Below are 18,154 nucleotides of genomic sequence, written 5' to 3'. Positions count from 1 at the left end.
TTTCTTATCTCATGGTAGCAAACAAGTTATTTGTATTTTGTTATATTTTGTCGAATGAGAATAAAAAAAGCACTCACAAGAGTGCTTAACCATAAATCTAATGTTTTTTACTAGATTTTTTATGTCCTTTATTTCGTTCACAAGCCACGCCATCGCCATCGCGATCTAAATGTGAAGCATAAGCTGGGCTATCTGGAGTTATATCATAGTAACCGGCATTATTTGCATCTGTACAGTTTGCAAAGTGTACTTTCTCTTGTTTAGGTACAGCTTGTTGCTGAGGTGCTGTATTAGCAGTAGTTTTTTGTTGCTCCTGTTCTTTTGCCCGAGCTGCTTCTTGTTGTTTCTTTTGTTCTTCCTGTTGTCTTTGAGCCTCTTCTTGTTTTCGTTGTTCTTCTAATTTCTTTTGCTCTTCAGCCTTTTTCTGTTCTTCTAATCGTTTCTGCTCTTCAACTTCTTTTTGTTCTTCGGCTTTTTTCTGTTCTTCTATTTTCTTTTGTTCGTCTTCCTGTTTTTGCTCATCTAGTTTCTTTTGTTCATCTTCTTTTTTAGTTTCTTGTTTTGGTTCTTCTGATGTACTTGCTTTATCACTTGAACCACAAGCAGCCAATCCCATAAGTAACACGCTGCATGCTAAAGCCATTAATAATTTCTTGCTCATAATTTAATTCCTCCAAGATATATAAAATGTAATATTTCTGGACAATCTTATCAAAATAATTATCCGTATATTGTCATATTTTGTCGATTAGAAATAAAAAAAGAGAGCCGTAGCCCTCATTGGTTAATTTGGTACAATCTTCACATAATTTTATCCCTAGAAAATGGAAGGAAGTACATTCTCGTATTTTATGATACTGGTACTAGTTATCGGAATTGCAGGATTCATTTACCTGATGGATCGGATAGACAAACGGATTATGAAGGATGAAAAGTGATGGATAAACAGCAGAGTGACAAACAAGAAATAGCAAACATAATCAAAATGATACGAGATTTAAGAGCTAGAGGGGTACATAACAGCGCAGATAAGGTAGAGGATATTACTTTAGCTAAATAAAAAAGCCTCGCAGGGGGCAAGGCTTTAAACAGGGTAAAAGAATTGTCGAGTAAATAAGAATTACTTCTTGAGAATGGCTTAATTTTAACACGATAACTCGTATGCATGTGTTACGGAATTATGAACTATTCTGATGTGCGAAGCATCATAAAGGGTGAGAAAAATGCATCCGCTAACTAAAATTAGCATAGTAAAAGGCCTGTGCAGATGCACAGGCTGGTTGATACACATATCGGTAATTAAATGTTAACAGATTTATTGAATAATCGTTATTGAGAAAATAAAAACAGTCGATTACCCCTAATTAGCTATTTCATGAAACGACACAATATTTTGTCCCTCTATTATAACATGGCCGTTTCTTCTAATTAAACAAGGAGTGAAAGCCTATGTTAGATAAAAATCAATCAAAAGTCGTCCTTCCTTCATGGGTATGGAAGGAAGGACGAAATGAAAAAGAAGCAAAAGAAAAAGCGATTGAGTACATTACTCCCAATCGCTATCCAGGATACAAAATCATTGAAATAAGAGGCGATATATCGCTTTAGAAGGATTGGACCTAGTGTTTGATGAAAGCGAAGTGATTCAATTACGAGAAGTGTGGGATGAGGATAAAGATATTCTTGAAATAGCAAAAGGGCTAGGAAGGAATCAACTAGAAATCGCCACATTAATCATGGATCAGGCAGATAAGAACAAAATTAAATCTCGTCCAAGGGGGTTAGGGGCATGAAACAACTACCACGGGAGGGATATAGTCGGAATTTTTGATTATACTGCAACAAGTACAGCGGACAAATTTTTGAAGCGTAATAGCGTTATGACGTACTCAGTAGAGTTTTATGACAAAGACGAAAAGTGGAAGCGTCGTTGGCTTGAGGCGAAGTCCGAGAGAGAAGCTATAGAAATCATAGGATTACCAATACATTACCATAATAGGTAATGTATTTCCAAGTGTTAGATGTTGAGAAATCTTTTTATAAATCCTTCATTCGGCACAACAAAGCAATCAGCTTAATTAGCTAACTGCTTGTTGTACAAAAGAAAATTAGGCCCTGCAAGTTAGGATGTGTAATGTTAAGTTACAGTTATAGTGTTAGCAGGACCGGAAATGTTATACGGGGATTAATGTAATGAAAATTTCATTTTGTCGAACTCTATTTGAATAAAGTAACTAAAATTAATTGATTGTATCCAATGCAAGGGATATTTTTGAATAAAGTAACTTTAATCAAAGGGGAGATATATATAATGACTGGACAAAACAATCGTGGTGGGAAAATGAGAAGGAGCAGGACGTAAAGCGATCGGTGTAACAAGAAAAGTATCGTTAACTTTACCAACTGAGTTATGGAGTGAGATTGAGTTTCTGTGTGAATACGATGGGGGGAGTCAATCTAAAGTAATTCGAAAAATGTTAGAGACGCAGATACCGAAAACTCAAATGGTACGGGATATAAAAGAACTTCAGAATGCCAACATTGGTGCAAATATTACAAGTGATGAGGATGCCGTAGATTTTTGCGTGAAACTGGTTCACGAGATCTTTATACAGAAGAAGCATAAATATGAACCGGATTTACAATAAAAGAGCAGCTAGCAAAAGCTAACTGCTCAGTCTTGAAGGAGATCTCGATTAGTACGGTTACACATAAGAGATTTCCGGCTGCTTAAAAGCCTAGCTACAGTATTGACGTGATTTTTAGTTTTATTCAGGGAGGTAGAGGGAAATGAATAAATTTATGCTGTTCCAACTTGGTTTTGGTCTGCAACATCAGCATCAAATGTGTTTGTCGCACTAACACCACTAAAGGTATTAGCAACAAAAGCAACATTGGATGAGCCTGAACCATTATAAGCTTTTGTATTTTCCTTTGGAGAGACGTTATAAAAATCACCTAAGTTGAAAGAACCGTTACTATTTTGTACAACCATGTTTCCAACAATAGATGGCATCAGTTTCACCTGCTTTCTTAGGAAGCGTTTAAATTAGAATATGGTCTATGAGTCTAGATGTTCATCTGAATCTGAAAATTTTAAAATGAGGGATGTTAGAAAACCTAATAAAATAATCCTTTTGTGAGGAAAAAGAATTTATAAAATAGGTACAATTCACGTTTAGATCATTTTTGAATGTAATAAGGTATCAAAAGGAGTAAAACGCTCCAAAATGGAAATGAGAGACGTTTGCATGAAAGGGATGAGAGGAATGGCAAATGCAAAGAAAAAGAAAATAAGAAAAGCTATTGTTCGTCGTGCGATATCCGTTGATAAATACCAAGTTAACAAAGCTTGGAGAAACATCTTTGTGCAGGCTGGTATTATTAAATAAATGAAAACAGAATACAGTCCGGCTAGAAAACTAGAGGATACCAATTTTTAGAGCAGCAATAAAGCTGTTTTAAGAAATGGTGTCCTCTTTATTTTTGAAAGGGGATGTGGGAAATGAAGGTATTAAAAGATCAATTACATGAATGGAAAAAGCAATCCAAACAAGGAAAGAAGAAAAACAAAAAAAACAAAAAGAGAAATTAAGTACTCGTGAAATTGAGGATTTAATGGGGAAGCATAGACCTTGTTATGAACGTAGACGTGGAACGTTAAGACAAAAGTAATTTAAAAATAAAAAGGAGTGGTCTTACATGAATAAACAATTATCTTTCTTACCAAAAATTGATAGAACAGCAACGCAAGAGAAGTTAGAGGGTGTTCTTGAAAGTGTACGCATATATAGACAGTTCGGAATGATTCGTAAGGAAATGAAAGTCACTTCTTCTTATGAAATGAGAGAACACGGTCCGACACATACCGTTGGAAAGCCTTTAGAGGATGTGGCAATCGCTAATTTGCAACAAAGTGAGCATGAAGAGTGGTTGGAGTTAATGTCATTCCGTATTAATCAGTTTTTAATAGTAGATAAGAATAGAAGAAAGTTCAAAAACTGTGCACAATTTCAGTATAAGTTTAATGAATTATCATGTAATAATTTAATTATAAAGCTATTTGGATGTAAAGGAAGTTAAATGAATATTTAAGTATGAAGTTATGAGGTTTCGTTTTTATTTATTTAATCTTTGTAATCTATGTTTTATTATTCTTTTACATCAATGCTCTTAATATAGTAAGAAAATTAATAGGAGGGGACTATTAAAATGAATAAAAAAATTCTAAAGCAGTTGAGAAAAATGACTACAAATAAAAAGGGATTAAGTGCTGCTGTAGTAGCAGTAGGAATTATGAGTACAACTTTAATTCCTCAAAATGCCTATGCACATGGGTTCGTTGAAAAACCAGGTAGCCGTGCTGCTTTATGTAGCCAGAATTATGGAGCTTTGAATTTAAATTGTGGCAATGTAATGTATGAGCCGCAAAGCTTAGAAGCGCCTAAAGGATTCCCACAAGGTGGACCGGTTGATGGGAAAATTGCTTCAGCAGGAGGCCTGTTTGGTGGGATTCTTGATCAACAAACAGCTGATCGATGGTTTAAGAATACGATTAAGGGTGGAGAGAATACATTCACTTGGAAATACACTGCTCCTCATTTAACAAGTCAATGGCACTATTACATCACAAAAAAAGGATGGGATCCAAATAAACCTCTAACAAGAGCGGATTTTGAACCAATAGGAACTGTAAAACACGATGGTTCTGCAGCATCTAATAATTTATCACATAAAATTAATGTACCAACTGATCGTAGTGGATATCATGTCATTTTAGCGGTTTGGGATGTAGCTGATACCGTAAATGCTTTTTATAATGTGATTGATGTGAATCTAGTTAATAATGAAAAACCAGATACAGAAGCACCAACTCAGCCATCTGGACTACAAGTAGTAAAAGCCACTTCAAATAGCGTAGAACTTAATTGGAAGCCTGCAACAGATAATGTAGGGGTGAAAGAGTATCAAGTGTTACGTAATGGAGAAGTAATTAATACTGTAGCGGGTACTAGTTTAGTTGATAAAAAATTAAGCCCAAACACAGATTACACGTATACAGTAAAAGCAGTAGATGCTGTAGGGAATATATCTAAGGAAAGTGAAGCATTAGTTATTAAAACAACAGTGGAAAAACCAGATACAGAAGCGCCAACTCAACCTAAAGGGTTACACAGTATGGGAATCACTGCCAATACTGTTGACTTAATGTGGAGTCCGTCTGAAGATAACATAGATGTGGATCATTATATTGTATACAGAGAAATTGCAGGGGTTACGAAGGAAATAGGTACTGTTAATACCACATCATTTATAGACAAGAATTTGCAAGCAAATACAACATACAAGTATGCAGTTTCTGCAGTTGATACGGCTGGCAATGAATCAATGAAAAGTGATATCTTAACAGTTACTACGAAGGAACAAGAAAACGCTTATGAGAAATGGGATTCGTATAAAGCATATAAAAAAGGAGATAGAGTAGTTCACGAGGGTAAGGAATACGAGGCGGCCCAAAGCTATCAAGGGAATGGGGATCCGAATTGGATCTTTGCTTTATCTTTATGGAATGAAATAAAATAGTAATTTAATAGATCATCTTGATAATAATAACTAAATTATGTAATATATAGGTATATTGTTAGTTTAATTGATTCCGTTTATTCCCACACCTTATGTGTTGTGGTTGAGTTGTAGAAGCAAGTTGTGTTCTTGTTTCAATTTTGAAAGGGCTTCTTTGAGCCGATTAGTGTATATAGCTTATTTTGCTATGCACAATTAATCGACTTAAAGGAGTCCTTTTTTGTTTGTTTAAGTGGATATATAGAGTAGGTATTAAGTTAGAGAGAAATATGATTGTTTAGAAGGAATGTGTAATGATGAATTGAAAAATATAGCATCTAACTAAAAGAGCTATATGGAATCATAGTAAGAATGATCTCAAGTAGAGACGAGAAATCAAAGTTATAAGTACAGGGTTAGAGTAAGTACTCTAACTTTTGAAGGGAACCTAATAATTCATTTATAGAAGAGGAGAAGACGAATTGAGAACAACCCGAGAAAGATATGTAAACAATGGGGAGTATGTAATAGAACGTAAGGATCTACATAATGAGATTATTGAATCATTTTTAAATGAACATTCACAGCAAGAAAAAGAACCTGAAGCCATATTACTTGGTGGTGGTTCTGCTGCTGGAAAAAGCTCAATTGGAGAGTTAGTAAGTAAGGGGTATAAACGTAAGAAGAAACATATGATTTGGATAGATTCTGATAAGATCAAAGAAAAAATACCAGAATATCAACAATTAATGGAATCAGGGGACACAGAACTAATAAAACAAGCAGCCTTTTTGGTTCATGATGAAAGCAGTGATATTACCATGGAACTTTTAAAAATCTGTATGAAGAGAAAAATAAACTTTATGTATGATGGTACAATGAAAAATGTAGAGAAATATAAAAAATTGATTCAACAATTAAGACAAGCTGAATTCAGTATTAATGCAATCATTGTAGATGTTCCAATAAAGGTTGCTTTAGAACGATCAATCATGCGTTTTAAACTAACAGGAAGATTGGTTCCGGAACATATTATTGAAGAAAGCCATATGAAAGTAGCAACTACATTTTGTAAAATTAAAGATTTGATAGATTGTTATAGCTTATATGATAATACGGGTCAGCAACCAGAAATTTTTGCTTTTAAAGAATCAAAACAAGCAAAAGAAATTATTGTTGATGAATCTCGAAATAATCAATTTAACGAAAAATCAGCTCTTGTTTTTTAGGGAACATACATTTAATAAATTTTATAAAATGATAAATAGATTTAATTTCTATAATCTCCTGACAACTTATAATATTATTGATATAATAAGTATAGGAGGCGATATGAATGGAATTTAAAGAACTTATGAAGTATATAGAAGAAAACAAAGAAGAGCATTTTCATGATTTAATCGCTAAAAATGAACGGGAAATGGAAAAAAAGGAAGAAGAGAAATAAAGAATTTGAAGCAGAGGAGTTGACCTTTTAGGTCAACTCTTTTGTTTGCATAAATGAGTATTTAGTTAAAACTCTCCATTTATCACAAAAATCAATAATAGCGCATGTGCTGCTTTTGTAGATATTTGTGTGATATGTACTTTATATGTAAAACTACTAGATTATTTTCACATGTTAACACCATTGTGTGTGGGATTTAATTTATGTATTGCAACTAGCAAATTTCAAGAGAAAAAATCGTATGAAATAAAAAATGTATAATTAATTATTAGTAAAAACTTAAATAGGTTATTTGCTAATCGTAGGAGAGTTTTTTAGTATTAAATTAAATAGAAATCAGTGTAGTAAATATACGCTTTAGGAGAGAATATATGAACCATTTTATTGTTATGCAGGGACATACTTATCAAGAAGAAAAGGAATTAGGAATTATTTGGTCACCAAAAAAAGATAGAGGTGGTAATGTACCACATTCATGGAAAAGAATGATGGATGTAAAAAAAGGAGATCGAATCTTTCATTATGTAAAAGGGAATATTGTAGCGGTTAGTATTGCTGAAGAAGATTGTAAGGAATCGAATAAACCATCGATTATGAAAAGTCATGATCAATGGAATGATGAAGGCTATCTGGTGCCTTTAAAATATCATGAGTTAGAAAAAACAATTAATATACGTGAGAATTTTGAAGAGATATCGCAGCTTTTACCAATTAAATACTCGCCTTTTCAATCAGATGCAAATGGAAATCAAGGTTATTTATACCCATGTAATGAAGAATTAGCTCTTAAATTAATTGAATTAATTAGTGATTCAAACATCTATAAGAAGAAAAATGAGCAATTAGAATTATCAGTTGATGAGGTAAGAAGGACTGAAAATAACACATTAATTCCTGTTATATCTGAAACGGAATCAAAGGTAAAAGCTACAATCCGAATTGGGCAGCAAAAATTCAGGAAAGCATTAATGGAGCTGTGGAACGGGAAATGTGCATTATGCGGAATAAATTTACCAGAATTATTAAGAGCGAGTCATTCAAAGCCATGGAAAGATAGCACAAGTATGGAGCGTTTAAATTCTTATAATGGTGTGCTCCTTTGCTGTAATCATGATGCCCTGTATGATAAAGGGTTTATTACATTTGATGGCCAGGGGCGATTGCATATTTCTCCATTGATAGTAGAAACAGATTATTTGATATTTGGATTAACACCCAAAGCTAAGATAGAAATTCGCCCAGAAAATAAATTATACTTTAAGTGGCATAAGAGGAACATTTTTAAAACAAAATAGTATAATTTATAATTTCAAGAGTATGAAGAACATAAGAGAATTGAAGGAGATTGCTACATGTGTAACTGTAATCAATGTGGTTCAGAAATGATTATGCAATTAAAAGATAGATATAGAGAATATTGTCCAAGATGTCATGATCTCAGGCCAAGTAGCTTAGTATATTATAATTTACATGAGCTGCTAGAATATATGGAAGCAAATGAATACATGAGTCGGGAAAGTGTGCTACATAACTTTTTAAAATGGGAGTTTGAGTTAACGGAAGGAAGTGTATTCAAGTTATATTTAGATGTAGATAGATATGATCAAGTCGGTGATGAGAGCCTATCAAAGCAATTAGATGCATATATGAAGGGTATCCGATTAAAATTAAATGTTAAATATGAGGACGATTATATCTGGATTAAGGTGAATTAGTTGAGGCCCTATATAAAGTGCGTTTTATTTTGAAAAGATAGTACGAAAAAGAGAGGAGATTAATAGTGATGCAAGATTTACAAAAGGCAGTAATAAAATTTCGAGATGAGAGAAATTGGGGTCAGTTTCATAATGCAAAGGATTTGGCAATTTCATTAAATTTAGAGGCAGCAGAATTACTTGAGACTTTTCAATGGAAGTCTAGTGAAGAAGCAACAGAAACTAAAATGCAGGAAATGAAAGAAGAAATGGCTGATGTAATGATTTATTTGCTTATGTTAAGTGATAAATTGAATATTGATTTAGAAGAGGCAGTATATGCTAAATTACTCAAGAATGCAGAGAAATATCCAGTAGAAAAGGCATTTGGAAGTAATAAAAAATATGACGAACTGTAAAGCGATTATCGCTTTACAGTTTTTTGAAATAAATGTGTAAAAGAAGAGGGATGGGATTTTGAGTTGTATGTGTGTATTGAATTCAAACTGTATACAATATTCACTACTCTCAAATATTCTTTAACCAAAAAAGTGGGGGTTATTTAAATGATATCATTTGCAGCAAAATTATCTTTATTTGAAATAATTAAGAAGAAGCGAAAAGCGTTTGAGCAAGGCAGTACGAGAGACTTTGAAATTGATAAAGTACCAGTAGTCTATATTCAACGAGATAAGAAGAATTTATATGTAGGTAAGTCCACAGATATATATGAGCGTTTCGTTGCACATTTAAGTGATGAAAGTAAAACATTCAATGAAGTTATTGTAATAAAAAGCGAATTATTTAATGAAAGTTCGATTAAGCATATTGAAACATTGTTAATTGAATATTTATCTGCAGATGATAAATTTAACTTACTAAATAAAGTAAGGGGCCAAAAGATTCATTCTTATAACGGGATTGAAAATGTTCAGAGTATGTTTAAAGAAATTTGGAATCAGTTAATTGAAGAAGGGGTAGCTAGTGAGAATTTAGGTGAGATACATAATAAATTTATTTATAAATATTCACCATTTAAAGAGCTATCGGCTAATCAAATTGAGGTTTGTAAAGACATTTTCAATACGATGCTTACCACATCAAATAGTCGACATTTGATTACAGGGGACCCGGGTACCGGTAAAACAATTGTATTAACAAATATCTTATATGCGCTTGCTTACGACAATAAAACTGGTAAAGCGAGAGAGGCATTGAATTATGAAGATATAGCACTTGTTGTTCCACAAAATCACTCATTAAATTTATATAAGAGCTTAATGAACAAATTAGGTCTACAAGGTATTACAGTACTGTCACCTTCACAATTTATTAAGCAGGCAAAAAGTAGGGGTACTAAATATAAATATGTTTTTGTGGATGAAGCGCATCGTCTGAAACAATATTTTGGTAAACAAGCACGTGATTTAAAACATTTAGTCACTGATAATGGTTATACAACTGAGTTGGAGTTAATAGAAACATTCGCGTATCACCTAACTGTGGTTTATGATCCATACCAAACAATCCGACCTGCAGATATAGATACAGATGTATTCCAACAGTTGACAGTGAATTATAAGAGGCATCCCTTACATAAACAATTCCGTTTAAAATCTGGAGATCAATATTTAGCATGGCTGCGTAAATATCTACAAATAGCAAATAATGTTGGTGTTTATGAGGAAGGATTATTGCAGGGCTATGGCTTTAAAGTAATGGACTCTATTACAGAATTAAATGATTCTATGAAATCTTTAAATAAAGAACATGAATTATGTCGCGTAGTCGCAGGTTATTCTTGGAAATGGGCTACACAAAAGGATAAGAATCTATATGATATAAAAGATCTTGTTACAGGTGATACATTCAAATGGAACTCGAAGGTAAAAGGTTGGATTAACTTTGAGAATAGTGTAGAGGAAATAGGATGTATTCATACTACCCAGGGCGCTGATTTAAATTATGTTGGTGTGATATTAGGGGCCGAAATTGATTGTAATTACACGGGTGAAGAAAATGGAGACTATGATTTGAATAAAGCAAAGGTCATCGTCAATCCAAAAGAGTATAAAGATCGAAATGGTCTTCCGATTAAGGGAACTGATTTAAATAATGAAGAGTTAACATCCTATATTAAACGTATCTATTACGTATTATTATCTCGCGGGATAAATGGATGTTACGTCTATGCAGTAAATCAAAACATGCACAGATATCTAAAAGAAGTAGTGAGAATAAGTCAATAATTATGAAAAGAAGTTACTTGAATTAGAGTAGCTTCTTTTTATTTAATAAAAATGAAAGGGTATATAGGTATTAAGCGATAATACTAAAGTTATGTTTTATTGTTAACCAGATTTTTGAAAACGTTAGGGTAGAAATTTAATATTTTTTATAAAAAAAGAATTGACTTTCGTCTTTGTTGTAACTAATATAGTTACATAAAGTTGTAATCGTGTTAGTTACAACTAATACCTATTTTAAGTGGAAATACGATTTGTATATTTATTTAAGGATGGTGGTTCACACGTTGCCGTTAAGGGTAGATAGTTACTGATATATTAAAAGAAATGCATATTCCGTACTGTAGTATTTTCTACTTTGGGGCAATAATATACATCGTTGTCTTTTGCTAAAAATCTTAGTTGCTCTTTCTTTAAAAGGGTTAGTTTTTGAAAAATATAGTAAGGTGCCTCAAAAAAGAACAAGATACTAAAAAAGATGTACTTTTACAAACCAAAAAGTTGGCTGAGAATTTTAAGTGATAACTGGACTGGTAAATAAAAATAAAGGTAGGAGATTTAAATGGAAACGAAACAAGATAACTTTATATATGTATGGGACGCATATTGTGGATGGTGCTATGGCTTTTCAGAAAGTATTAAAGGATTTTACCAAAAACACACTGAAGTGCCGTTAACGGTTTTATGTGGAGGGCTATTTTTAGATGATTTACCAATAAAAAATTTCTCATATATAGAAGAGGGAAATAAAAGAATTAATCAACTTACAGGTGCAGAGTTTGGTCCTTCATATCAAAAGTTGGTGGAAGAAGGTACTTTTAAAATGAATTCGAAAGATGCTGCAATTGGCTTTTCCGCTTTACGTTCATTAGCGCCAGACCGTTTGTTAGAATTCACTTCGGCTATGCAAAAAGCGTTTTATTATGAGGGGGAAAGTCTAAGTGACCCTGAAACATATCGTAAGATTGCAATTGAGCATGGTTTGGATCCTGAACAAGTAATAGAGCGTTTAAATGCTCAAGAAACAATTGTAGATGTACAAAATGATTTCAATAAGGTTCGACAGCTTGGTGTTAATAGTTATCCTTCATTACTTTTACAAAAGGATAATCAAATTATCCCTATTGGTGGCGGGGTAATGACGCCAGATAAAATCGAAGCACGTTTCAAAAATTTATATTAAAAAACTTTAAGTTAAAGTATATAACATTTAACGTTTTAAAAAAGACTAGAAGTGGATGGACTTAAATCTTTCTGATAACAGTTATAGTTTCTATTTGTTATTAAAGAAGGTCCAATTATGATTTTACTATAGATCACAGTAGCAAACATGTTAGCTTACGCCAACCGACATACATCTCCTATCTATTTGCTGGTGCGATTAACTATGCAGGGGAATTGAGGAGGGGCCTTCTGTCGGAACAAGATAAAAATGTGTTATCTATTCAATAACTTTAACAAAAGGAGAATAACATTCTATGTTTAAAACAATCGATACAAATCTAAATGATGTAAAATTGACGGTGTTTAGTTCGGATGAAAAAAGTTTTATGGTAACTGCAACCTTAGTTGAGAAAGCAGGACATGCATTTTTAATAAACTCAAAATTTACTCAATCTGATTCGAAAGAAATTGTAGATTATCTGAAAAACAATAACTTATCCCTAGATAAAATCTTTATTATACATGGGGATCCTGATTATTACTTTGGGTTAGAAAGTATGAAAGCTGCTTACCCAGGAGCCATAGCGTATGCAACAGAGTCTACGGTTGAACATATTGTTCATTCTGTATTAGGGAAATTAAAAGTTTGGAAAGATGTACTAGGAGAAAATGCACCAAACAATGTGGTATTACCTCAAGTTATTAAAGAGAAAACAATTGATTTTCAAGGTCTAACATTTGAACTTGTAGGCTTAGATGATTACAGAACTAGCTTATTTAATAAAGAGCTAAAATTATTGATTGGAGGCATTGATGTATTTAACGAAATCCATCTATTCTTAGCAGATACTAGCTCAAAAGCAGCAATGGAGGCATGGATTGAGAACTTGAAAGTATTACAAGCGTTAAATGCTGACATTATTGTACCAAGCCATGGATCAATCGAAAAATCCTTAGATAATCAAGCGATTATTGCAACTATGGATTATCTAAGAACTGCAATTCAAGCTTCTGAAGAAAGTAACACTTCAAAAGATTTTGTGGCAAAGCTTGAAACAGCATATCCAGGCTATGCTAATAAAGGTGTATTGGAATTAAGTGCAAAAGTTGTAACAAAAGAAATGCCATGGGGTTAATGCTATGAATAAATATCAAAAACTATTACATGAAACGTATGTGTTAACTGGCGAGGGAAAAATGGATGCTTTCAAAACATATTTAAGTGAAAATGTATCTTGGACAGAAGCTGCTGGGTTTCCATATGCGGGCACTTATATAGGTCCTGATGAAGTAGTGAAAAATGTACATGAACGTCTTGGAACTGAATGGGATAACTATAGCGCTAAAGATGAAATTTATGCTTTTAATAACAATACTGTTATCGTGTATGGAAAATATAGTGGAACATATAAAGTAACAGGGAAATCATTCATAGCAGATTTTTGTCATCTTTATGAGTTTGATGAGAACGATAAGGTTAAGAAGTTTATTCAAATTGTGGACAGTGCAACTGTTAATGAGGTATTAAGTTAGAGTTACCAGTTTCAAATATGCCTCGTATAAGGAGTATTGTTAGGATAGATGGATTTTCCTAACAATATTTCTTACATCACATTCTGGGAAATGTTTTTCCTTTATTAAGCGTGTTATCGAAGGTGAATTATAAAATTAAAAGAGGTAGATATATATGAAATTAGAGAAAAATTTAATAATAATAATTATTTCTGTGTTTATTTTAGGAATTGTATCGACTTTGACATTTCAATCCTTCACTGGTAATGCCAAAGGTAACTCAATAAAGAGCGAGAATGTTGCACCAGTATCGAAAGATGATGTGGCAGAAAAAGAAAAGAATAAAAAGATGGTAGTTGATTTCTATAATGAAGTTTTTAACAAACATAATATCGATATCATCCCTAAATATGTAAGTGAAGATTATAAGCAACATAATCCTTTTGTGGCTGATGGACGAAAAGCTTTCATGGATTTCTTTAAGGAGGATTTTGTTAAAAACCCTAACTCCTCTGCAGAAATTAAACGTGTAGTAGCTGAAGGAGATACAGTTGCTCTTCATGTACATTCTCGTGCTAACTCTCAAGATAAGGGAGTTGCTATAGTGGATATATTTCGTATAAAGGATGGTAAGATTGTCGAACACTGGGATGTAATTCAAGAGATTCCAAATGAAACAGCTAATAATAATACTATGTTTTAGATAGGAGATATATCTAATTATTATTTAATTGATAGAGATGTATAGAATTTAGAAATTTAGAGAAGTTATGTATATATGATTAAAATGAAGGGGTGTCCTAGTAGATATGGTACTAGGACATCTTTTTTTGCTTGAACTAGATTTGTTTAAATTAAAGGTTTGTTATTAGATTAGTGAACTACTCGCCACTTAGCAAAGCTTGAAGTGGGAGCTTCTCAGTTCCACGACGAAAGTACCCTTTCGTCTCCCTGAGCGTTACTTCGGGGTGTTCCACCCCTAGATGTCCAACGCTTGGACGCTCTTTTGGTACGGTTGATATTTTACGCAGGAACCGAATGGCTTGGTTTTCGCACTCTATTTTCTTCCTGCAACCTCATATATCAAGTTATCAAAGAACTTCATATAGCTAGTTTATCAAAAGTTTTTGGCTATGCCAAACCGAAATTCATCTCCCACCTACCGTTGGGCTACGCCCTTCACACGCTTGAGGAAGGAGAATTCTTTCGGGGAATTAGTTAAATTAAAATCATATTGGCTAACGTAAAGAATACCAATCATTTACTTCTCCTATCAGCACAAGTAAATGATTGGTATTTCTCATTAATATTGCTAAAACTGAACTACGAGCAGAATACTTTATTTCATTCTTTTTTCCCTTACAGTTTGATCTTGTAATCGCTGTTGTTCTTTTATCAGTCATTCCTACATAAGCGTTGGATATTTTACAGGTTTGTCCAGACTGAAAAGAGCTTATTAAACCATCCATTATTCACGTTCTTCTTCATATATTTGTACCGCAATTTTTTTTGTATGTGGTTAAAACTAGTTTTTAAGAAGCATATGTTTTAGCAACTGCAGAAATTCTTTATCACTTTTATCATCTTTTATGTAATCCTGTTCGTAGTTAAAAATCATTCGTACTAACATAAAAGCTGTAAGTGGTAATGGTACCTTATGCAAAGCTCCTTGCTGATAACCTTTTTCGAGCAAATTACTTATCATTTTAATTGCTTCTTCTTCAGACTTTTTAAAACAAGCTGTAATTTCAGGTGAATGGTACTCTTTATATTCTTGAAAGAGTGTAGAAACAAACGGATCTTGATGATATTCTAGGCTGATATAATGAAGGATTTTTTGTATTCGAAGTAAAACATCTTTTTCCTCTTTATATAAATCAAATAATTGTGAACGTATAAGCTGAATATGACGCATATAGCAGTCACATAATATTTCAGTTTTATCTGTATAGTAATAATAAATAGTACCTTTACCAACTTTAGCTTTCTTTGCAATTTCATCAACCGTTGTGTTACGGACACCACCCATAGAGAACAGTATTGTGGCAGATTGAATGATTTTCATTTTTTTATTTTCTTTTTCTAATTTGATCATTGTCTACACCCTATCCTTGAAATATTTAGCGAAGTTTTCTTGCATTACATTCTGTATCAGTCCATTTGTAATTTTTTAACTCCTAATAGAAAGTCCTCTATTTGCTTCTTATAGAATAACATACACCATTCTCATTTCTAGTATATAACTATAATAGAATGCAACTTTATAACTTAGGATAAAAATGAAAGTTTAAGGTAATAACTTTTTAATCAGACGATGAGAATTCAAGTGAAAGGGGACAGTGATTTCTTTCTTGATTGAATTATTTGATTTTTTATTTAATTCGTTTTATTATATAAACATGACTAAAAGATGTTTTTAGTCGGATTTTTTACGGAAAACCGACTGATATTTAATTTTAGTCGGTTTCTATACTATTTGAGAGAAGGTAGACACTATGTGTGGAATTGCAGGGTGGATAGACTGGTCTAAAGACCTGTCTCATGAACAAGAAACGTTAAAAAAAATGACAGATGCTATCACTCACCGAGGGCCTGATGCAGAGGGGCATTGGCTTTCAAAACGAGCAGCATTAGGTCATCGACGTCTCATCGTCATTGATCCTGAAGGTGGCCTTCAACCTATGCTATATAAAGATGGAAATGATACGATTGGCCTTACGTTCAATGGAGAAATTTATAACTATCAAGAATTACGTAAAGAACTTGAGGGGAAAGGTCATGAATTTCAGACAAAGTCTGATACAGAGGTATTACTACATGCTTATTTAGAATGGCAAGAAGATTGTGTTCAACACTTAAATGGGATTTTTGCTTTTGGTATTTGGGATGAAAGATTTGGGAAATTGATGCTTGGTCGTGATCATCTAGGTGTGAAGCCTTTATTTTTCGCTCAAAGAGGAAGCGCAATTCTCTTTGGTTCAGAGTTAAAAGTTTTGCTTTCGCATCCGCTTGTAAATGCAGAAGTAGATAAAGAAGGACTTTCTGAGGTATTTTGTCTTGGACCAACACGTACTCCTGGTCATGCGATTTTTAAGGATATACATGAAGTACGTGCGGGTCATTATATGACGTTTACCTCTAATGGTTCAAATACGACACAGTATTGGAAACTTGAAAGTAAAAAACATATAGATGATATTGATACGACAGTGGAGACAATCCGCTCCATTTTACAAGATACTGTTAAACGCCAGTTAATTGCTGATAGACCAGTGGTATCTATGCTTTCCGGAGGTTTAGATTCAAGTGGTCTAACAGGTTTAGCAGGAAACGAATTTGGGAATAAAGGGGAACGTCTTCATACATATTCCTTGAATTTCATCAATGATGAAAAAGACTTTGAGCAAGACTTCCTTCGTTTTGATCGTGATGAACCTTGGGTGAAACGTGTGGCTGAATATGTAGGAACAAAGCATCACTCTATAGAGTTAGGATCAGATAGTTTAATAGAGCATTTATTAATTCCAATGCGAGCGCGTGATCTACCGGGAGTTGGGGAACTAGAAACGTCTCTTTATTTGCTATTTAAGGAAATGAAAAAAGACGCAACAGTTGCACTTTCAGGCGAATCCGCAGATGAAGTGTTCTCAGGATATCCATGGTTCCATCAAGAGAAGTTTTTAGATGCAGAGATATTCCCTTGGAGTGTTAATTTATGGTATAGTACAGAAATTTTATCAGAAGATTTTAAAGAAAAGATTAGCCCTGAAAAATATCAAAAACAAAAATTTGAAGATGCGGTTGCTGAGGTTCCTTTTTTAGAAGGTGAAAGTGATCTGCAAATGAAGCAACGTCAAATGTCTTACATGTTTATTACACGTTTCTTGCCATTTATGCTAGAACGAAAAGATCGTACAAGTATGATGAATGGCTTTGAAGTACGAGTTCCATTTTGCGATTACCGGCTTGTAGAATACTTATGGAATGTTCCATTCGAAATGAAAAGCATAGACAATATTGAAAAAGGTATTTTACGTCGAGCTTTTGAAAATATACTTCCAGAGGATGTACTTTATCGCAAAAAAAGTGCATATCCAAGCACAAAGGATGCTTCTTATCTACAAGGTATTAGTGATTGGATGTTACATGTGTTGAACGATCCTCAATCACCTATTTTACCATTAATAAATGTAGAAAAAGTTCGTGCTATTGCAGAAGGAAAAGACGAAGTAATTTCAGGTAATGATGCACGAGGTATAATAGATTATTTACTTCAAGTTAATAGTTGGCTTCAAGAATATAATATTAAATTAGTATGGTAGATGTACTTTTCAAATAAAGAGAATAGATGAATCATCAATGACCTAAGTGAACCGCATCTCCAATGTATTAGATAGTTATCTAACATTTGGAGATGCGGTTTTATTATCTTGATTTGCAATAACGCTAATCAGTTAGTAAATTAGAATTGAATAAGGGACATGGAAAGAACTAGGGGGAATAATATGAATTGGAGGTCCCACGTAAAG

20 protein-coding genes and 3 pseudogenes are annotated in these 18,154 nt (G+C 33.2%); 19 read left to right on the top strand and 4 right to left on the bottom strand.

Going from position 1 to position 18,154, the window contains the following annotated elements; all coding sequences use genetic code 11:
* Positions 1 to 97: 97 nt before the first annotated feature.
* Positions 98 to 661 (bottom strand): excalibur calcium-binding domain-containing protein, encoded by a 564-nt coding sequence (locus tag JFU20_RS01485; protein ID WP_078205658.1) that lies wholly within the window; start codon positions 659 to 661, stop codon positions 98 to 100.
* 276 nt (positions 662 to 937) lie between these two features.
* Between JFU20_RS01485 and JFU20_RS30360 the strand changes: the two genes are divergently transcribed.
* The 5 genes and pseudogenes from JFU20_RS30360 (at position 938) to JFU20_RS29990 (ending at position 2,648) form a co-directional block, all read left to right on the top strand.
* Entirely contained in the window at positions 938 to 1,060 is a 123-nt protein-coding gene (locus tag JFU20_RS30360) for a hypothetical protein (RefSeq protein WP_274606585.1), read from the top strand.
* Between the two features lie 389 nt (positions 1,061 to 1,449).
* On the top strand, positions 1,450 to 1,608 hold the full coding sequence (locus tag JFU20_RS01480; protein ID WP_002069381.1) for a hypothetical protein: 159 nt from the start codon (positions 1,450 to 1,452) through the stop codon (positions 1,606 to 1,608).
* Positions 1,599 to 1,793 (top strand): hypothetical protein, encoded by a 195-nt coding sequence (locus JFU20_RS01475; protein WP_078205659.1) that lies wholly within the window; start codon positions 1,599 to 1,601, stop codon positions 1,791 to 1,793. The genes JFU20_RS01480 and JFU20_RS01475 overlap by 10 nt, the downstream gene beginning before the upstream one ends.
* Positions 1,790 to 1,970, top strand: a pseudogene (locus tag JFU20_RS29995) (hypothetical protein); the annotation flags it as partial. The gene JFU20_RS01475 and the pseudogene JFU20_RS29995, both read left to right, overlap by 4 nt.
* 504 nt (positions 1,971 to 2,474) lie before the next feature.
* Positions 2,475 to 2,648 (top strand): hypothetical protein, encoded by a 174-nt coding sequence (locus JFU20_RS29990; protein ID WP_242488132.1) that lies wholly within the window; start codon positions 2,475 to 2,477, stop codon positions 2,646 to 2,648.
* A 152-nt stretch (positions 2,649 to 2,800) separates the two neighbouring features.
* Here the strand turns inward: JFU20_RS29990 and JFU20_RS01465 are convergent, their stop codons facing one another.
* Complete coding sequence (locus tag JFU20_RS01465) at positions 2,801 to 3,016, bottom strand: spore germination protein (protein WP_078205660.1); 216 nt, start codon at positions 3,014 to 3,016, stop codon at positions 2,801 to 2,803.
* A 253-nt stretch (positions 3,017 to 3,269) separates the two neighbouring features.
* Between JFU20_RS01465 and JFU20_RS01460 the strand changes: the two genes are divergently transcribed.
* The 13 genes and pseudogenes from JFU20_RS01460 (at position 3,270) to JFU20_RS01400 (ending at position 14,328) form a co-directional block, all read left to right on the top strand.
* A complete protein-coding gene (locus JFU20_RS01460; RefSeq protein WP_087943100.1) occupies positions 3,270 to 3,392 on the top strand; it encodes a DUF3983 domain-containing protein in 123 nt (40 codons plus the stop codon).
* Between the two features lie 142 nt (positions 3,393 to 3,534).
* Complete coding sequence (locus JFU20_RS01455; protein ID WP_201038288.1) at positions 3,535 to 3,675, top strand: hypothetical protein; 141 nt, start codon at positions 3,535 to 3,537, stop codon at positions 3,673 to 3,675.
* 27 nt (positions 3,676 to 3,702) lie between these two features.
* Positions 3,703 to 3,969: pseudogene (locus JFU20_RS29985) on the top strand (ArpU family transcriptional regulator); the annotation flags it as partial.
* A gap of 243 nt (positions 3,970 to 4,212) precedes the next feature.
* The gene (locus JFU20_RS01445) at positions 4,213 to 5,583 is read left to right on the top strand and encodes a lytic polysaccharide monooxygenase (protein ID WP_078205661.1); all 1,371 of its coding nucleotides are present in this window, start codon (positions 4,213 to 4,215) and stop codon (positions 5,581 to 5,583) included.
* A 461-nt stretch (positions 5,584 to 6,044) separates the two neighbouring features.
* On the top strand, positions 6,045 to 6,791 hold the full coding sequence (locus JFU20_RS01440) for a zeta toxin family protein (protein ID WP_016093841.1): 747 nt from the start codon (positions 6,045 to 6,047) through the stop codon (positions 6,789 to 6,791).
* A gap of 589 nt (positions 6,792 to 7,380) precedes the next feature.
* On the top strand, positions 7,381 to 8,304 hold the full coding sequence (locus tag JFU20_RS01435) for an HNH endonuclease (RefSeq protein ID WP_078205662.1): 924 nt from the start codon (positions 7,381 to 7,383) through the stop codon (positions 8,302 to 8,304).
* Between the two features lie 57 nt (positions 8,305 to 8,361).
* Complete coding sequence (locus JFU20_RS01430) at positions 8,362 to 8,724, top strand: hypothetical protein (RefSeq protein ID WP_078205663.1); 363 nt, start codon at positions 8,362 to 8,364, stop codon at positions 8,722 to 8,724.
* A gap of 68 nt (positions 8,725 to 8,792) precedes the next feature.
* Positions 8,793 to 9,122: a nucleotide pyrophosphohydrolase gene (locus JFU20_RS01425; protein ID WP_078205664.1), complete on the top strand. Its 330-nt coding sequence runs from the start codon at positions 8,793 to 8,795 to the stop codon at positions 9,120 to 9,122.
* A 147-nt stretch (positions 9,123 to 9,269) separates the two neighbouring features.
* Complete coding sequence (locus JFU20_RS01420; RefSeq protein ID WP_201038233.1) at positions 9,270 to 10,952, top strand: DUF2075 domain-containing protein; 1,683 nt, start codon at positions 9,270 to 9,272, stop codon at positions 10,950 to 10,952.
* A 559-nt stretch (positions 10,953 to 11,511) separates the two neighbouring features.
* Positions 11,512 to 12,132, top strand: coding sequence for a DsbA family protein (locus JFU20_RS01415; RefSeq protein ID WP_078205665.1), 621 nt, complete (start codon positions 11,512 to 11,514; stop codon positions 12,130 to 12,132).
* Positions 12,133 to 12,427: 295 nt separating this feature from the next.
* Complete coding sequence (locus JFU20_RS01410) at positions 12,428 to 13,249, top strand: MBL fold metallo-hydrolase (RefSeq protein ID WP_201038232.1); 822 nt, start codon at positions 12,428 to 12,430, stop codon at positions 13,247 to 13,249.
* 4 nt (positions 13,250 to 13,253) lie between these two features.
* Entirely contained in the window at positions 13,254 to 13,646 is a 393-nt protein-coding gene (locus tag JFU20_RS01405) for a nuclear transport factor 2 family protein (protein WP_042889832.1), read from the top strand.
* Between the two features lie 154 nt (positions 13,647 to 13,800).
* A complete protein-coding gene (locus JFU20_RS01400; RefSeq protein WP_137076830.1) occupies positions 13,801 to 14,328 on the top strand; it encodes a nuclear transport factor 2 family protein in 528 nt (175 codons plus the stop codon).
* A 538-nt stretch (positions 14,329 to 14,866) separates the two neighbouring features.
* Here the strand turns inward: JFU20_RS01400 and JFU20_RS01395 are convergent.
* Both JFU20_RS01395 and JFU20_RS01390 read right to left on the bottom strand, forming a co-directional pair.
* Positions 14,867 to 15,094 (bottom strand): annotated as a pseudogene (locus JFU20_RS01395) (IS4 family transposase); the annotation flags it as partial.
* Between the two features lie 56 nt (positions 15,095 to 15,150).
* Entirely contained in the window at positions 15,151 to 15,720 is a 570-nt protein-coding gene (locus JFU20_RS01390) for a TetR/AcrR family transcriptional regulator (protein ID WP_002016934.1), read from the bottom strand.
* Positions 15,721 to 16,120: 400 nt separating this feature from the next.
* Here JFU20_RS01390 and asnB point away from each other — a divergent pair, with 400 nt between their 5' ends.
* Positions 16,121 to 17,947, top strand: coding sequence for an asparagine synthase (glutamine-hydrolyzing) (gene asnB / locus JFU20_RS01385; protein ID WP_002144203.1), 1,827 nt, complete (start codon positions 16,121 to 16,123; stop codon positions 17,945 to 17,947).
* The last annotated feature ends 207 nt before the right edge of the window (positions 17,948 to 18,154 follow it).

This window comes from Bacillus sp. TH30, assembly GCF_016650875.1.
In the GTDB taxonomy this organism is placed as follows: domain Bacteria; phylum Bacillota; class Bacilli; order Bacillales; family Bacillaceae_G; genus Bacillus_A; species Bacillus_A mycoides.
The sequence above is the reverse complement of the archived record's forward strand: the minus strand, read 5'-3'. Positions and strand labels throughout refer to the sequence as shown.

Bases quoted from the DNA above. Each gene is read 5' to 3' on its own strand.
- JFU20_RS01485 (WP_078205658.1), bottom strand. From the start codon at position 661: ATGAGCAAGAAATTATTAATGGCTTTAGCATGCAGCGTGTTACTTATG.
- JFU20_RS30360 (WP_274606585.1), top strand. From the start codon at position 938: ATGGATAAACAGCAGAGTGACAAACAAGAAATAGCAAACATAATCAAA.
- JFU20_RS01480 (WP_002069381.1), top strand. From the start codon at position 1,450: ATGTTAGATAAAAATCAATCAAAAGTCGTCCTTCCTTCATGGGTATGG.
- JFU20_RS29990 (WP_242488132.1), top strand. From the start codon at position 2,475: ATGTTAGAGACGCAGATACCGAAAACTCAAATGGTACGGGATATAAAA.
- JFU20_RS01465 (WP_078205660.1), bottom strand. From the start codon at position 3,016: ATGCCATCTATTGTTGGAAACATGGTTGTACAAAATAGTAACGGTTCT.
- JFU20_RS01460 (WP_087943100.1), top strand. From the start codon at position 3,270: ATGGCAAATGCAAAGAAAAAGAAAATAAGAAAAGCTATTGTTCGTCGT.
- JFU20_RS01455 (WP_201038288.1), top strand. From the start codon at position 3,535: ATGGAAAAAGCAATCCAAACAAGGAAAGAAGAAAAACAAAAAAAACAA.
- JFU20_RS01445 (WP_078205661.1), top strand. From the start codon at position 4,213: ATGAATAAAAAAATTCTAAAGCAGTTGAGAAAAATGACTACAAATAAA.
- JFU20_RS01435 (WP_078205662.1), top strand. From the start codon at position 7,381: ATGAACCATTTTATTGTTATGCAGGGACATACTTATCAAGAAGAAAAG.
- JFU20_RS01430 (WP_078205663.1), top strand. From the start codon at position 8,362: ATGTGTAACTGTAATCAATGTGGTTCAGAAATGATTATGCAATTAAAA.
- JFU20_RS01425 (WP_078205664.1), top strand. From the start codon at position 8,793: ATGCAAGATTTACAAAAGGCAGTAATAAAATTTCGAGATGAGAGAAAT.
- JFU20_RS01420 (WP_201038233.1), top strand. From the start codon at position 9,270: ATGATATCATTTGCAGCAAAATTATCTTTATTTGAAATAATTAAGAAG.
- JFU20_RS01415 (WP_078205665.1), top strand. From the start codon at position 11,512: ATGGAAACGAAACAAGATAACTTTATATATGTATGGGACGCATATTGT.
- JFU20_RS01410 (WP_201038232.1), top strand. From the start codon at position 12,428: ATGTTTAAAACAATCGATACAAATCTAAATGATGTAAAATTGACGGTG.
- JFU20_RS01405 (WP_042889832.1), top strand. From the start codon at position 13,254: ATGAATAAATATCAAAAACTATTACATGAAACGTATGTGTTAACTGGC.
- JFU20_RS01400 (WP_137076830.1), top strand. From the start codon at position 13,801: ATGAAATTAGAGAAAAATTTAATAATAATAATTATTTCTGTGTTTATT.
- JFU20_RS01390 (WP_002016934.1), bottom strand. From the start codon at position 15,720: ATGATCAAATTAGAAAAAGAAAATAAAAAAATGAAAATCATTCAATCT.
- asnB (WP_002144203.1), top strand. From the start codon at position 16,121: ATGTGTGGAATTGCAGGGTGGATAGACTGGTCTAAAGACCTGTCTCAT.